Below are 13,162 nucleotides of genomic sequence, written 5' to 3' on the forward strand. Positions count from 1 at the left end.
CGTCACGCCGCCAGCTCGACGAAGACGCGGCCGTCGCGGTCTTCGATCTCGATGAACCAAAGGTCGGGGTCGAACATGATCTCGCGCTTGAGGCGGGCCTCCGCCTCGGCCGGTTCGACCCAGTCGCCCTTGTGGACTTTGGAGAACAGCCGATCGACGCCCTCGGGCATCGCTTCGCTTTGCGGGGCGGGGCCGTAGACGGCGGCGCGGCCGTCGAGGCGATCGAGCTTGATGAAGACGGCGCCCGCTTCCGCGGCGCCGCGCCGCCGCAACATGGCGACCGCTCCCTCCACCTCGGCGCGGCGGATGAGGGCAGCTACAAAAATATCGGATCGCAGACGCATGCCTCTAACTTAGAGCGAAATGCGTCCGCGGTCTAAGCCTGTCTCTCTCAGTGCGGCGTTGCGGCGCGGCTGGCCAGCAGCTTGGCGACCTTGGCGGTAAGCTCGCCCTTGGGGGGCAGGCCGTTGTCGCGCTCGAATTTTTCGATCGCCCGGCGGGTGCCGTCGCTCATCACGCCGTCAGCTTTCACCACATAGCCGAGCCGCTGTAGCGCGCGCTGCGCGAAGGCCACGCCCTCGCTCGGGGCCAGCGTCTGCGCCTCGGCCTTGGGCTGCGTCTGCGCCTCCGGCTTGGGCAGGGGCTGCGCCTGAGGCTTGCTCTGAGTCTGCGCCCGAGCGGGCTTGGAGGCTGTGGTCTTCGCCGCCTCCGGGCCGCCCAACACGGCCGCGATCTGATCGTGAGAGACGGGCTCGCGCTTCTTTTCGATCTTGGCGGCCGGCGACGCCTCGGTTTTCAGGATCACGGCCTTCAGCGCCGCTGCGTCCGCCTTTGTGGGCTTGGCAGCGGGAAGCGCTGGCGCCGGCTCCGGCTTCGCCGCCAAATCCGTCTCGACGGCGGCTTCCATCTGCGCCGGGCGCGCGCGCGGGGTCGGCGCGTCGGACTCTTCGACATAGCGCGGCGCAAGCTTGCGCGAGGAGAAGAGCGGGGCGGGGTGATGGCCGTCCTGCAGGAAGAGGGCGTTCATTGGCACGCCCACAAACGCCAGCCCGCCGATGCCCAAAAGCAACATCACGCCCACGCGATGGGGCGCGAAAACGCGCGCGAGCACCGAACGCTTCTTCTTTGGCAAGCGAAACGGCTCGTCGTGGAACTCCGGGTCGGGAGCGGGGCCGCGCCGCCTGGGCGCGCGTTCCTCGGGGAATTCGTCGTATCTGGAGGCGCTGAGCGAGAGGTCACGCAATTTTCTTCACCGTTCCTTTTTCGTGGCCGGCGTCGGCGCCGTGCCGCGGAATGGTTTCGATCTTGGCGGAAGGGTTCGTGCTGCGCGCCGGCTCGCGGCAATCGAGCGGCAGGCGGATCGTGACGGAGGTGCCTTTCTTGGGCGCGCTTTCCACAGTGATGCCGCCGCCGTGAAGGCCGACGAGGCCGCGCACCACGGAAAGGCCGAGGCCGGTGCCTTCATAGGCGCGATCATGCGCGGCGCTGGCCTGGAAGAAAGGATCGCCGAGACGCGAGAGATCGCCCGGCGCAATGCCGATGCCCGTGTCGGCGACGGTCACTGCCAGGAGATTGCCCTCCGGGGCGACGCGCACGCAGACTTTCCCGCCCGCCGGGGTGAATTTCACGGCGTTCGAGAGAAGATTGAGAAGAATCTGCTTGCAAGCCCGCTTGTCGGCGACGAACTCGTCCATTTTGCCGCGATAGTCGCGATCGAGCGTCACGCCGCCCTGATCGGCTTTCAATTGCACCATGTCGCAGCATTGGTCGATGAGCGAAGGGAGGTCGAAAGGCTCGGGGAAAATCTGCATCGAGCCCGATTCGATCTTCGACATGTCGAGGATCGTATTCACGACTTCGAGCAGGTGATTTCCGGAATTGGCGATGATCTGCGCATATTCACGTTGCTTCGCCGGATCGTTCGGCGCGAGCTCCGCATTGGCGAGCATTTCGGAGAATCCGATGATGGCGTTGAGCGGCGTGCGCAGCTCGTGGCTGACATTGGCGAGGAAGCGCGTCTTGCCGGCGGTTGCGCGCTCGCTTTCGGCTCGCGCGGCGGCGATCGCGTCTTCCGCGCGCTTTTCGACCGTGACGTCGCGCAGAATGCAAACGACCGGCAGCGCGGCGTTCGCCTGGCCGATCTTGGGAAAATCGCCTTCGACAGGCTGCGCGAGACCCATGCGCGCGTCGAAATAATTGAACACCGGCTCGACATATTTGCCCGACGCCGAGGGCGCGAGGCCCACCTGCACGCGCAGCAAGGCCGTCATCGTCGCGCGCCGTTCGAAGACGTCGGAGACGAGCTTCAGAAAGGCGGGCCGGTCGGCGATATGCACGCGCTGGAAGAAGCCGCGTCCGATGAGATCGCGGCGTTCGAGGTGATAGGCCTTATGGGCGTCGCCGACGATGTTCTCGACGGCGCCGCTGCGATCGAATTGCAGAACGATGTCGCCGATGGCGTCCGTCAACAGCCGCAGGTCGCGCGCGCTGATCGAATCGGCGCGCGCCCGCGCGCGTTCGGCGCGAATCGCGCAAGCCGCCACGAAGGCGATGTAGAGCATGAGCGGCGCAGCGACGACCGCGGAGTTGACGGCGCGTTCGAAATCGATCGGATTCGCAAAGCCCGCGTAGCCGATGAGCGCAACGCCCGAAGCGACGACGATCGCCGTCGAGACGATGCGCGCGGTCATCGCGCTCTCGACAAGCGCGATAATCAGCAAAGTAACGCTGATGGCTTCATATCCCTGGGTCGACGCCGCGACGGCCGCCGCCATCGCGAGCCAGCCGAAGATCGAGAGAGTCTGCGCGAGACGCAGATTGCCTGTGCGCGCGAGAACGCCCACCGAAATCAACGGGATTTGCGCCAGAGCGAAGATGCCGGCCTCGGACGTCGTGGGGGCTTCGTGGAGAAACAGCCAGATCGGCGCGCTGAGAAGCGCGCAAGCGGCGATCAGCAAGCGCGGCATGATGAAACAGCGTTGGCGCGCCATTTCGATTGGACGCTCGCCAACGCTTTCATGGATGAGATGGTCGATCCACGGGACTGACCGCTCGAATGAGTCTATTTTACTCAAATCACGCGCTCCTACTGCGCCGGAACCTCGCAGATCTATCTTAAGTGACTGCTAAACGGCTGCAGCCGCGTATTATTTCCCAATCTTAGACGTCAGGATGGTTTGTATTTCCTTGCGATCGGCAGTGGGATTTGATCCTTCTTGTTTACCGTTGCTTAATCTCCGGACGCGAGAAACTGGTACGCGCCGGCGACAGCGCAAGCGTGATTGGGCGCGGTCGAAAAGGCTGCGCGCGATGTCGGGGAGCGCCCGGTGATTTTTCTCCTCAAATGCCTTGCTTGCATCGCGATCGTGATCTTCGCCATCCAGTGGCGCGAAGAAGCAGAGGCGCCGACTCGCGAATCGCATGCGCATGTCGCAGCGCCCAAGCCGCCGCGTCGTCCCTCGATCGAGGACAGCGCCAGAGAATGGGTCCAGGCCGGCGCCGATGCGCTGGCGTCGGCGGCGCGCGAGAAATGTCTTGCGGCGCCTCGCGATTGCGCCGCTACGCTGCAGCGCCTGCAGGGCGCCGCGCAAGAGCGATAAAGCGCCGGGCGCAACAGCCAAGCCGCGTCAAAACAGGACGGCTTTTGCGTAATTGAAAAATTAACCGTAATGATGGATTTCGTTGGCGAGCGATCCGGAGGCCAAGCGCTCCACTGACCGCGCGTTTTCATGCAACGTCCGTTGCGCGCGCCATCCCTTTTACAGCTTCCAGGAGGCGGTATGACCGACGAATCCGTTTCGCAGCACGACGATAACCAGTCCCCAGTCGCGCTCGACAATTTGCAGGAGCTACTCAAGGCGGCGCGCGCCGAGCGCGATCGTCAGATCTTCGAGAAAACCGAAATCGTCGCCAAGGCCAACGCCTACGCCAAGGAGCGCGACGATCTGAAAGAGCAGCTCGCTTCGGTTCTCTCCGAGCGCGACCAGATCATCGGCGATGTCGTCGCCGATCACGACAAGGTCGTGGCGGACATCACGTCCCAGCGCGATCAGCTCGCCCATGAAAAGGCCGCCGTCGAAACCTCGCTGAAGGAGGCGATCCGCCGCGCCGATGACGCTTCGTCCGAGATCGCCCGGCTGCGCCGCGCGCTCGACGCCAAGCCGCCGACGGACCTCATCGGCGTGCTCCTGGCGATCCTCGCGGAAAATGCCAAGGCCGCCGTCGCCTGGGTGCGCTCGAAGATTCCCGCCGACAGCCCGGCGCTGCCCTATTTCGACAAGACCGTCGAAACCTCGACCAAGCTCGGCTGCGCGGCGGTGAAGCTGACCAAGGAGCTCTACGTCTGGGCGAAGCCCCGCGCGATCGAGCTCTACAAGCTCGGCAAGGCCAAGGTCCAAGAGCTGGTTGCCGAGCAGGGCAAGAAGTAAAGGCGCGCGGGCGTCCGAGCTGGCGCCCAAACTGGAGCCATTGTCATTCCCGGCGGCCCGTAAGGTCCGCTGGGAATCCAGCATGATTGCCGCCTTTGGATTCAACGTGGCCGCGTCGTCCATAATCGCGCGAGCGAGCGCTACCTGCTCACTTACTCAAGCAAGACTAGAAAACGCGTAGAGATAACTACTTACCAACCAGATACTTCATGAAAGCGGAACTCAGGGTGGGGACCGTGACCGCGACCTCGATGTCGGAGTTTCTCGCTGAAGAGCGCGCAGGATGAGCGGATGCTCCAGAGCGCGCTAGGAAAAGCCATTCAGGAGTCGTTCCAGACGATTGTCCATGAGCCGCTTCCCGGCCGAATCGGGCTGCTGCTGCTTCAATTGGCCCTGGGGAAGGTTATAAGTCCCGAAACTGACGAGGCTCCTCGAGGCGACGCCGTGGCCTTGATGGACGAACCCGAGAAGCTACTCGCCAAAGCGACCCGGCATGTCGCCCAGGCCGAAAGAATTGTTGCGGGCCAACGAGAGCGGATCGTCCGACTGCGGGCGCAGGATTTTCCGATCGAAGAAGCTTTGCAGCTACTGGATACTTTCATCAGAACGCTTTCTACCATGAAAGACCATCAACGCCTTCTACGCGAAGAGGCGGAAGGCAAAGACGTGAGCGCTGGATGGCTCTTTTCGCGCGTCGTTGCTCGCACGCCGCAGAATGTCGCCGTCTGAGCCCGAGTTGAGGCCTCGACCTCGCCCGCCCGGCGACGGCCGGGGACGGCGCGCTTTCAACCCCCGCCGCCATAGGCGCCGTCGCCTTCGGGATGATCGCAACCCTTTCTTTTGGGGCCGGGCGCTGCTATCCGAAGCGCCATGAGCACCCCCCGCAAATTCGACAACATCCGCAATTTCTCGATCGTGGCGCATATCGACCACGGCAAATCGACGCTCGCCGACCGGCTGATCCAGGAGACCGGGACGCTCGCGGCGCGCGAGATGGTCGAGCAGGTGCTCGATTCCATGGATATCGAGCGCGAGCGCGGCATCACCATCAAGGCGCAGACGGTGCGCCTGCATTACCGGGGCGCGGACGGCAAGGATTACGTCCTGAACCTGATGGATACGCCCGGCCACGTCGATTTCGCCTATGAGGTCTCGCGCTCGCTCAAGGCCTGCGAGGGCTCGCTGCTCGTAGTGGACGCCTCCCAGGGCGTCGAGGCGCAGACGCTCGCCAATGTCTATCAGGCGATCGACGCGGGGCACGAGATCGTGCCCGTGCTCAACAAGATCGACCTGCCGGCCGCCGAGCCCGACCGCATCAAGGAGCAGATCGAGGAGGTGATCGGCCTCGACGCCAAAGACGCCGTGCTCATCTCGGCCAAGACCGGCATCGGCATTCCCGACGTGCTGGAGGCGATCGTGACCCGCCTGCCGCCGCCCCAGGGCGACGAAAAGGCGCCCCTGAAGGCGCTGCTGGTCGATAGCTGGTACGACGCCTATCTCGGCGTCGTGGTGCTGGTGCGCATCTTCGACGGCACGCTGAAAAAGGGCCAGAAGATCCAGATGATGGGCACGGGCGCCCATTACGAGGTCGACAAGATCGGCGTCTTCCGCCCCAAGATGCAGGACGTCGCCCAGCTCGGGCCGGGCGAGGTCGGCTTCATCACCGCGCAGATCAAGCAGGTGGCGGATACGCGCGTCGGCGACACGATCACCGACGAGCGCAAGCCCTGCGACGAGGCGCTGCCGGGCTTCAAGCCGGCGCAGCCGGTGGTGTTCTGCGGCCTCTTCCCCGTCGACGCCGCCGATTTCGAGGATTTGCGCGCCGCCATCGGCAAGCTGCGCCTGAACGACGCGAGCTTCTCCTATGAGATGGAGACCTCGGCCGCGCTCGGTTTCGGCTTCCGCTGCGGCTTTTTGGGCCTGCTGCATCTCGAAATTATTCAGGAGCGCCTGTCGCGCGAGTTCAACCTCGACCTGATCGCGACGGCGCCTTCGGTCGTCTACAAAATCCTGCTCACCAATGGCGACGAGATCGAGCTGCACAATCCGGCCGACATGCCGGATGTGGTGAAGATCGAGGAGATCAAAGAGCCCTGGATTCGCGCCACGATTCTGACGCCCGACGATTATCTGGGCTCGGTGCTGAAGCTCTGTCAGGATCGGCGCGGCATACAGGTGGATTTGAATTACGTCGGCAAGCGCGCCATGGCGGTCTATGACCTGCCGCTCAACGAGGTGGTGTTCGACTTCTACGATCGCCTGAAGTCGATCTCGAAGGGCTACGCCTCATTCGACTACCAGCTCACCGACTATCGCGCCGGCGATCTGGTGAAGATGAGCATTCTCGTGAACGCCGAGCCGGTGGACGCTTTGTCCATGCTCGTGCACCGCACCCGCGCCGAGGGGCGCGGCCGGCAGATGTGCGAGAAGCTCAAGGAGCTGATCCCGCCGCATATGTTCCAGGTGCCGATCCAGGCCGCGCTCGGGGGCAAGATCATCGCCCGCGAAACCGTGCGCGCCTTCCGCAAGGACGTGACCGCCAAATGCTATGGCGGCGACGTGACCCGCAAGCGGAAGCTCTTGGAGAAGCAGAAGGAAGGCAAGAAGAAGATGCGCCAGTTCGGGCGGGTGGAGATCCCGCAGGAGGCGTTTATCGCGGCGCTGAAGATGGAGGACTAGGGGGCTTTTGCCGGCTGTTGTCCGTCGTGCCTGCGGCTCAGCGTGGATGGCCGGGACAAGCCCGGCTATGACGGTGGGGCGCTAGATTTTATGCTTTCCTATGCGCCTTCGGGCCATCAGATGACTTTGTAAGAGCGCGCCGGCTCCTCTCCCCGCTTGCGGGGAGAGGTTGGGTGAGGGGCCGGGGGATTAATTGAGAGATTTGTCATGCGTGGTCTGCGTTTCATCGAAACCCGCCGGTCTCGTGAGCTGAGACGCGACGCCACGTCAGCGGAAAAGATCATGTGGGGGCGGCTGAGGAATAGAAATCTTGGCGGCTTCAAATTCGTGCGCCAGGAGCCGATTGGGCCTTTCATCGCTGATTTTGTTTGCAGGGAATGTAAGTTGATAGTCGAGATCGACGGTGAAACGCATTCCAACCAAGAAGAGATCGCGGCGGATGTGCGACGCTCAGACTATTTGAATGCACAGGGCTATCAGGTGATCCGCTTCACGAACCAGCAGGTTTATGAGAATGCCGATGCTGTTGCGGAGGCGATATTGGCGGCTCTCTCGCGACGCCCCGGCTTAATCACCCGGGCCCCTCACCCAGCCTCTCCCCGCTTGCGGAGAGAGGAGTTTACCCCCTCGCCAGCGCGATCATCACCGCTCCCGCCAGCATCACCGCCGCGCCGAGGAGGCGCCCGCCGGTCTCCTCCTTCAGCACATGGGAGCTTGCGAGCACGGTGAAGAGCGCCGAGAGGCGCTTGATGGCGATGACATAGGGCGTGAACAGGATCGTCAGCGCCCACATCTGCACCGTATTGCCGAAGGCCATCGCCGAGCCTGCGAGCAGCGCGTAGCGTAGCGAGGAGAGGCGCGGCGTCTTGCGTGGTCCGAGCGCCCAATAGACATTCGCGCAAAGCGCGATGACGACCGTCACGGCCGCGATCCATATGAGCGGCGTCGAGGCCTTCACGCCGAGCTTGTCGATATTGGCGGTGACGCTCCAGATCGTGGCGGTGACGAGCATGTAGCGCGCGCCGGCGTCCCGGACGAAGACGGCGAAATTGAACCTTTTGCCGTTCGCCCGGTTGGCGTCGAGAAGGCCGACGCCGAGCACGGTGAACAGCACGCCGAACATCCCCATCGGCGGCGCCTGCTCGCCGGTCATGATCGGCGAGGTGACAAGCATCAGCACCGGCGTCAGCAGCACCAGCGGCGCGACGAGCGAGGCGTCGGAGAGGCGGAAACCCCTTATGTACAGGAAATAAGCGACGACGTTGAGAACGCCGGACCAGGCGAGGAGCTTCGTAAAGCCCGGCTGCGTCAGCGCGTCGAGCGTCGCGATCGGCGCGGCGGCGAGCCCCGGATAGACAATGAGGCAGGCGATGACGAGCAGCAGCGCGCCGGCGTTCCATTGGGCGGCGAGGATCGCGCGGTCGTCGGCATAGCGCGTCGCGGCCTTGGTGCCGAGATCGGTGGCGGATTGGCAGAGCGCGGTGACGAGTGCCGCGAAGAGGGCAAGAAGGGCGAAGTCCATGCCGCTAGGACGCGACCGCCGGGTTTCGCGCCGATGAGGCTGAAGGCTTGCGGCGCGCCTGAAGGCGCGCGGTCCAGCGCCGGTCCGGACCGCGCGCCTTTAGGCGCGCTTGTCCAAACGTATCGATCACGCTTTCACCGCCCGCACCAGCGTATCGACGCCCTCGCGATAATCGACCGTCACCGCAAAGCCGAGCGTTTCGAGCAGCCGCATCGACGGCGTGAAATACATGAGGTGGTCAGGCGATTCGTCGCTGTAGAAATGCACCACCCAATCCTCCAGGAGGTCGAGCCGGTTGATTTCCCGGAAGAGCTTGAACCAGCGGCGCACGGTCTCCTGCGTGTCCTGCAGATGCGCGGCGCGGTCGTCCATCGCATAGCGGTCGCCATTGACGAAGAGGCCGCCGGGTTTCAGCACGCGATGGACTTCGGCGAGAACCTTGGAACGGTAATCGTCGAGGAAATTGTGAGTGGCGTAATTGGAGGCGACGAGGTCGAGGCTATTGTCGGGCAGCGCCTTCAGCGCGTCGAGCGCGTCGGCTTCCTGGAAGGTCACGCGGCCCGCCTTCACGTCGTCCGCCAGATTTTCGCGCGCCTGATCGAGCATCGCCGCCGCGCTGTCGACGGCGGTCAGAGTGAGGGCGTCGCGCGCGGCAAGCATCAAAGTGGTGCTGATGCCGGTGCCGCAGCCGATTTCGAAACCTTTCAGCGTCTCGTCGGGCTTCCAGGCGGCGACCGTCGCGCTGAGGCGTTTGGCGAGCAGGACGTGGCTGGGGCACATCAGCCGCAGGATGTCGTATTCCGCGCCGATCTTTCCGGTGAAAAGATTGTCCTGCAGCAAGTCTTGTGAGCGTGACGACATGGCCTTCTCCGCATTCAGGCGCGCACCTTAAGGCGGTTGCGCGAGCGAGGCAATCAGCTCTGGCGCTGCCGGCCGTAGAGCCGGGCGCTCCAGTTTTCGGTCTTGCCGGTGTCGAGACGCCGCTGCGCCAGCGCCCGCCAACCCTCGGCCAGTTGCGGGAGCGCGGCCATGGCGGCGAGACCTTCGCGGTCGCGCGTGTCGCGGTAAAGCAGGGTGGAGAGGCGCGCGAGCGGCCAATCGGGGCAGGGGCGCTCGATCAGCGCGAGGGCGTCGCCCTCTTGCGCGCCGCCTTCTTGCAGCACGCGATAATACCAGCCCGTGCGGCCGCTGCGCTGGACGCGCGCCGCCATGTCGCGCAGGCCGAAACGCAGATTGAGCTTGAAGCAGGGCTGGCGTCCCTGGCTCACTTGCAAGAGCGCGGAACCGAAGCGGATCACGTCGCCGAGGCGGACGGTCTCCTCCGTCCAGCCGGACGTCGACAAGTTCTCGCCGAAGGCGCCGGGCGCGGCGAGGGCAGCGGCGTCGCCGATCTCCCCACGCCAAGTGGCGTAATGGTCCAACGCGTAATGATGCAGCGCCTTTTCCGGCCCGCCATGATGTTTCAGATCGGCCTGGGCGTCGCGCTCTAACCCCGTCTTGCCAATCCGCCACGGGCCGGGGATGGGCGTTTTGACGATCGCGCTCGCCTGCCCGGTTTCGCCGAGCGGCGCGATCGCCCCGACCAAAACGAGGGGATGAGCGGGAGCGAGAGTCATGCGGCAAGGATATTTCAGGAAGTTTCGGGCATAAAGGCGCATCGCCAAAGCGTCGGCAAGCGCGATCTTTGAGGCGCCGGCGCGAGGCGCGGTTCGGGGAGGATCACATGCGAAGATCGCTCGGCCTGATTTTGCTCTTGCTGGCCGCCGCCGCGCCGGCGCGCGCCGATGTCGCCTGCCCGGTCCAGGCCTCCGGCGTTTCCGGCGTCATTGCCGATCAGAAGGATGTGATCGGCGCGGTCAATTGCCTCGGTCAGCAATTGGCGCGGCTGCGCAATGACGCGACCGTGTCCGACAGGGCGACTGCCGCCCGCATCGACGATCTTGTACGGCAGATCGCCGCGCTGCAGAGCGCGGTCAATGTTCTTGCCAAGCGGGTGGGCGCGTTGGAGGCCAATATCGTCGATAGCGAGACGCCGCTCGCCAAACGCCCGTGGTGACGGCGCGGGCGCCCCAAAGCAGCCATTTTTCGGCTGGACTTTTGAGCGAATCTCAATCGGGCCAACGAGGGTCTAGAGATGCGGATTGCCAGTTTATTTGCCGTCCTGGCTTTGGGCGCGGCGCTCGGCGCCTGCGAGTCGACGACGCCGGCCGAGCAGCGGGCGATGGATGACGCGCGCTGTAAATCCTATGGTTTCAAGCGCGGGACGGACGGCTACTCGAAATGTCTTCTGGACGTCGACCTCGACCGTTCCGCCGACCGCCGTGAACGACGGATGGAGCTCTCGACCTATCCGCGTTTCTATGGCGGATTCGGCGGCCCCTATTGGCGCTATTGGTGAGGCGCTCGCTTTACCGTCATTGCGAGCATTTTTTCGAAGTCGGGTATACCCGACTTCGCAGAAGTGCGAAGCGATCCAGGGCAGCGATTGCGGCTCTGGATTGCTTCGTCGCTTTCGCTCCTCGCAATGACGGGAATGACAGCGTCACATGCTGCTGCGGATATGTTCGCGCAGCACGGGGTAGATATGATTGTCCCAACGCCTGCCGTTGAACACGCCATAATGGCCGACGCCAGCCTGCATGTGATGTGACTTCATATAAGGGCGCAGGCCGCTGCACAGGTCTTGCGCGGCGAGCGTCTGGCCGATGGCGCAGATGTCGTCCTTCTCGCCCTCGACCGTGAGCAGGAAGGTTTTCTTGATGGCGCGGGGTTCGACCTTGCGTCCTTTGAAGGTCAGATTGCCTTCAGGCAAAGCGTATTGCTGGAAGACCGTTTCGATCGTGTGCAGATAAAAATCCGCATCGAGATCCATGATCGCGAAATATTCCTCATAGAAGGTGCGGATCTGGTCGGCCTTGGCGTGATCGCCGTCGACGCGGTGCTTGAAGAGATCGGCGAAGGCGTTCCGGTGCCGATCCATATTCATGCTCATGAAGGCCGAAAGCTGCATGAAGCCCGGATAGACGCGCCGCCCTGCGCCCGGCAGGCCGTGCGGCACCTTGCTGATCATCTTCTCGCGGAACCACTCGATCGGCTTGGAGGTGGCGAACTCATTGACCTTGGTGGGCGAAATGCGCGTGTCGATCGGCCCCGCCATCAGCGTCAGGCTGGCCGGCGTATCGGGGTCCTGGTCCTGCGCCATCAGCGCCACGGCGGCGAGCGCCGGGACGGTCGGCTGGCAGACGGCCACGAGATGCGACTGCGGCCCCATGAATTTCAGGAAGTCGATGATGTGCTGGACGAAGTCCTCGAAGCCGAAGGTTCCCTCAGCGAGCGGAACGTCGCGCGGGTTGCGCCAGTCGCTGACATAGACCTCGTGGTCGCGCAGCATGGTGCGGATCGTGCCGCGCAGCAGCGTGGCGAAATGGCCCGACATGGGCGCGAGCAGCAGCACGCGCGGCTCGCCGCTCGCGCCCTGGCGGGAAAAGCGCAGCAGGTCGCAGAAAGGGGTTGTCGCGACGACCTCCTCGACCACGGGAACGGTCTCCCCCGCGTCGGTCGTCACCTCGGCAATGCCGTAATCCGGCCGGCGATGCGTGAAGCCGCCAAGCGCCACGAGCTCGTGATAGGCCTGAAAGCAGCGCAGGGGCGCGGCGAATTGCATCGTCCCCCAGAGGCTCAGGATGCGTTCGCTGCTTGCCGCCGCCAGGCGAATCTGGTCGGAGAGGTCGGCATAGGCCTTATAGGCGTTATACATGCGCTGGAATGAGACCCCTGGGTTTCGGTAGCATGTGGCGAGCAAGGGCTGTGCCATTGCTCGAAAAATTGGCACATGGCTTGCTCTGGGCCATTGAGTCAATGAGGAAAATCGATGCCGACAGCCGCGCTTACCATCAGCAGCAAGAACTATTCGTCCTGGTCGCTTCGCGGCTGGCTGTTGATGAAGCTTTCCGGCGTTCCCTTCGAGGAGATCACTGTCGACCCTGACGACGCGACGGCGCGCGAGGAGATTCTGCTGCTCTCGCCCTCGATCCGCGTGCCCTGTCTCACCTACGGCGATTTCCGGATTTGGGACACTTTGGCGATCGGCGAGTTCCTCAATGAGATCGCGCCGGACGCCAGGCTGCTGCCGGCCGACCGCCTGAGCCGGGCGCGTTGCCGCTCGATCTGCGGCGAGCTGCATTCGGGCTTCAATTCGCTGCGCGCGGCGCTGCCGATGAATCTCAAGGGGCGTTTCCCCAGGTTCAAAGTCTGGTCGAAGGCGCAGGGCGACATCGCGCGCATCGCGGAGATCTGGCGCGAGAGCCTCGAGCTGCATGGCGGGCCCTATCTTTTCGGCGACGCGCTCTCGATGGCGGACGCCATGTATGCGCCGGTCGTGATGCGGCTGCGCACCTATGACGTCGCGCTCGACCCGCTTTGCGAGGCCTATTGCGACCGTATTCTCGAGTGGTCCGCGATGCAGGAATGGATCGAGGCGGCGAAGCTCGAAAAGGACGAAATCGAGGAGCTCGAGGTCGAGTTTTAAACGCCA

15 protein-coding genes are annotated in these 13,162 nt (G+C 63.9%); 8 read left to right on the forward strand and 7 right to left on the reverse strand.

Annotated features, from left to right (window positions below; genetic code table 11):
- Positions 1 to 2: 2 nt before the first annotated feature.
- From QNA11_RS00775 to QNA11_RS00785, 3 genes are read right to left on the reverse strand one after another with little or no spacing between them, the layout of a single operon-like run.
- Positions 3 to 344, reverse strand: a complete 342-nt coding sequence (locus tag QNA11_RS00775) for a DUF1491 family protein (RefSeq protein ID WP_202073782.1) — start codon at positions 342 to 344, stop codon at positions 3 to 5.
- Positions 345 to 391: 47 nt separating this feature from the next.
- A complete protein-coding gene (locus QNA11_RS00780; RefSeq protein ID WP_283481566.1) occupies positions 392 to 1,243 on the reverse strand; it encodes a peptidoglycan-binding domain-containing protein in 852 nt (283 codons plus the stop codon).
- Positions 1,236 to 3,074, reverse strand: coding sequence for a PAS domain-containing sensor histidine kinase (locus tag QNA11_RS00785; RefSeq protein WP_283481567.1), 1,839 nt, complete (start codon positions 3,072 to 3,074; stop codon positions 1,236 to 1,238). The genes QNA11_RS00780 and QNA11_RS00785 overlap by 8 nt, the downstream gene beginning before the upstream one ends.
- 252 nt (positions 3,075 to 3,326) lie before the next feature.
- Here QNA11_RS00785 and QNA11_RS00790 point away from each other — a divergent pair, with 252 nt between their 5' ends.
- The 5 genes from QNA11_RS00790 to QNA11_RS00810 all read left to right on the forward strand — a co-directional run bounded on the left by QNA11_RS00790 (position 3,327) and on the right by QNA11_RS00810 (position 7,835).
- A complete protein-coding gene (locus QNA11_RS00790) occupies positions 3,327 to 3,599 on the forward strand; it encodes a hypothetical protein (protein ID WP_283481568.1) in 273 nt (90 codons plus the stop codon).
- Between the two features lie 180 nt (positions 3,600 to 3,779).
- Positions 3,780 to 4,427 (forward strand): hypothetical protein, encoded by a 648-nt coding sequence (locus tag QNA11_RS00795; RefSeq protein ID WP_283481569.1) that lies wholly within the window; start codon positions 3,780 to 3,782, stop codon positions 4,425 to 4,427.
- 444 nt (positions 4,428 to 4,871) lie between these two features.
- On the forward strand, positions 4,872 to 5,156 hold the full coding sequence (locus tag QNA11_RS00800) for a hypothetical protein (RefSeq protein ID WP_283481570.1): 285 nt from the start codon (positions 4,872 to 4,874) through the stop codon (positions 5,154 to 5,156).
- A 141-nt stretch (positions 5,157 to 5,297) separates the two neighbouring features.
- Entirely contained in the window at positions 5,298 to 7,106 is a 1,809-nt protein-coding gene (gene lepA / locus QNA11_RS00805; RefSeq protein ID WP_283481571.1) for a translation elongation factor 4, read from the forward strand.
- A gap of 207 nt (positions 7,107 to 7,313) precedes the next feature.
- Positions 7,314 to 7,835 (forward strand): endonuclease domain-containing protein, encoded by a 522-nt coding sequence (locus QNA11_RS00810; protein ID WP_283481572.1) that lies wholly within the window; start codon positions 7,314 to 7,316, stop codon positions 7,833 to 7,835.
- Here QNA11_RS00810 and QNA11_RS00815 read toward each other — a convergent pair.
- From QNA11_RS00815 to QNA11_RS00825, 3 genes are all read right to left on the reverse strand, one after another.
- Positions 7,726 to 8,628 (reverse strand): DMT family transporter, encoded by a 903-nt coding sequence (locus QNA11_RS00815; protein ID WP_283481573.1) that lies wholly within the window; start codon positions 8,626 to 8,628, stop codon positions 7,726 to 7,728. The genes QNA11_RS00810 and QNA11_RS00815 overlap by 110 nt on opposite strands.
- Positions 8,629 to 8,754: 126 nt before the next feature.
- Positions 8,755 to 9,489 (reverse strand): class I SAM-dependent methyltransferase, encoded by a 735-nt coding sequence (locus tag QNA11_RS00820; RefSeq protein WP_283481574.1) that lies wholly within the window; start codon positions 9,487 to 9,489, stop codon positions 8,755 to 8,757.
- A 53-nt stretch (positions 9,490 to 9,542) separates the two neighbouring features.
- Positions 9,543 to 10,244 carry an MOSC domain-containing protein gene (locus QNA11_RS00825; protein WP_283481575.1) on the reverse strand — a complete coding sequence of 234 codons (702 nt, stop codon included), beginning with the start codon at positions 10,242 to 10,244 and terminating at the stop codon, positions 9,543 to 9,545.
- Between the two features lie 107 nt (positions 10,245 to 10,351).
- On the opposite strand from QNA11_RS00825, the gene QNA11_RS00830 reads away from it, so the two are divergent.
- Together QNA11_RS00830 and QNA11_RS00835 are read left to right on the forward strand one after the other, a co-directional pair.
- Entirely contained in the window at positions 10,352 to 10,684 is a 333-nt protein-coding gene (locus QNA11_RS00830) for a hypothetical protein (protein WP_283481576.1), read from the forward strand.
- A gap of 78 nt (positions 10,685 to 10,762) precedes the next feature.
- Positions 10,763 to 11,026, forward strand: coding sequence for a hypothetical protein (locus QNA11_RS00835; RefSeq protein ID WP_283481577.1), 264 nt, complete (start codon positions 10,763 to 10,765; stop codon positions 11,024 to 11,026).
- Between the two features lie 144 nt (positions 11,027 to 11,170).
- Here QNA11_RS00835 and QNA11_RS00840 read toward each other — a convergent pair whose 3' ends face one another.
- Complete coding sequence (locus tag QNA11_RS00840; RefSeq protein WP_283481578.1) at positions 11,171 to 12,385, reverse strand: polyhydroxyalkanoate depolymerase; 1,215 nt, start codon at positions 12,383 to 12,385, stop codon at positions 11,171 to 11,173.
- A 114-nt stretch (positions 12,386 to 12,499) separates the two neighbouring features.
- Here QNA11_RS00840 and QNA11_RS00845 point away from each other — a divergent pair, with 114 nt between their 5' ends.
- Positions 12,500 to 13,156, forward strand: a complete 657-nt coding sequence (locus QNA11_RS00845; RefSeq protein WP_283481579.1) for a glutathione S-transferase family protein — start codon at positions 12,500 to 12,502, stop codon at positions 13,154 to 13,156.
- Positions 13,157 to 13,162: the final 6 nt, after the last annotated feature.

Source organism: Methylocystis sp. JR02, assembly GCF_030063565.1.
Classification (GTDB): domain Bacteria; phylum Pseudomonadota; class Alphaproteobacteria; order Rhizobiales; family Beijerinckiaceae; genus Methylocystis; species Methylocystis iwaonis.

Bases quoted from the DNA above. Each gene is read 5' to 3' on its own strand.
- QNA11_RS00825 (WP_283481575.1), bottom strand. From the start codon at position 10,244: ATGACTCTCGCTCCCGCTCATCCCCTCGTTTTGGTCGGGGCGATCGCG.
- QNA11_RS00835 (WP_283481577.1), top strand. From the start codon at position 10,763: ATGCGGATTGCCAGTTTATTTGCCGTCCTGGCTTTGGGCGCGGCGCTC.
- QNA11_RS00845 (WP_283481579.1), top strand. From the start codon at position 12,500: ATGCCGACAGCCGCGCTTACCATCAGCAGCAAGAACTATTCGTCCTGG.
- QNA11_RS00795 (WP_283481569.1), top strand. From the start codon at position 3,780: ATGACCGACGAATCCGTTTCGCAGCACGACGATAACCAGTCCCCAGTC.
- QNA11_RS00820 (WP_283481574.1), bottom strand. From the start codon at position 9,489: ATGTCGTCACGCTCACAAGACTTGCTGCAGGACAATCTTTTCACCGGA.
- QNA11_RS00815 (WP_283481573.1), bottom strand. From the start codon at position 8,628: ATGGACTTCGCCCTTCTTGCCCTCTTCGCGGCACTCGTCACCGCGCTC.
- QNA11_RS00810 (WP_283481572.1), top strand. From the start codon at position 7,314: ATGCGTGGTCTGCGTTTCATCGAAACCCGCCGGTCTCGTGAGCTGAGA.
- QNA11_RS00840 (WP_283481578.1), bottom strand. From the start codon at position 12,385: ATGTATAACGCCTATAAGGCCTATGCCGACCTCTCCGACCAGATTCGC.
- QNA11_RS00830 (WP_283481576.1), top strand. From the start codon at position 10,352: ATGCGAAGATCGCTCGGCCTGATTTTGCTCTTGCTGGCCGCCGCCGCG.
- QNA11_RS00775 (WP_202073782.1), bottom strand. From the start codon at position 344: ATGCGTCTGCGATCCGATATTTTTGTAGCTGCCCTCATCCGCCGCGCC.
- lepA (WP_283481571.1), top strand. From the start codon at position 5,298: ATGAGCACCCCCCGCAAATTCGACAACATCCGCAATTTCTCGATCGTG.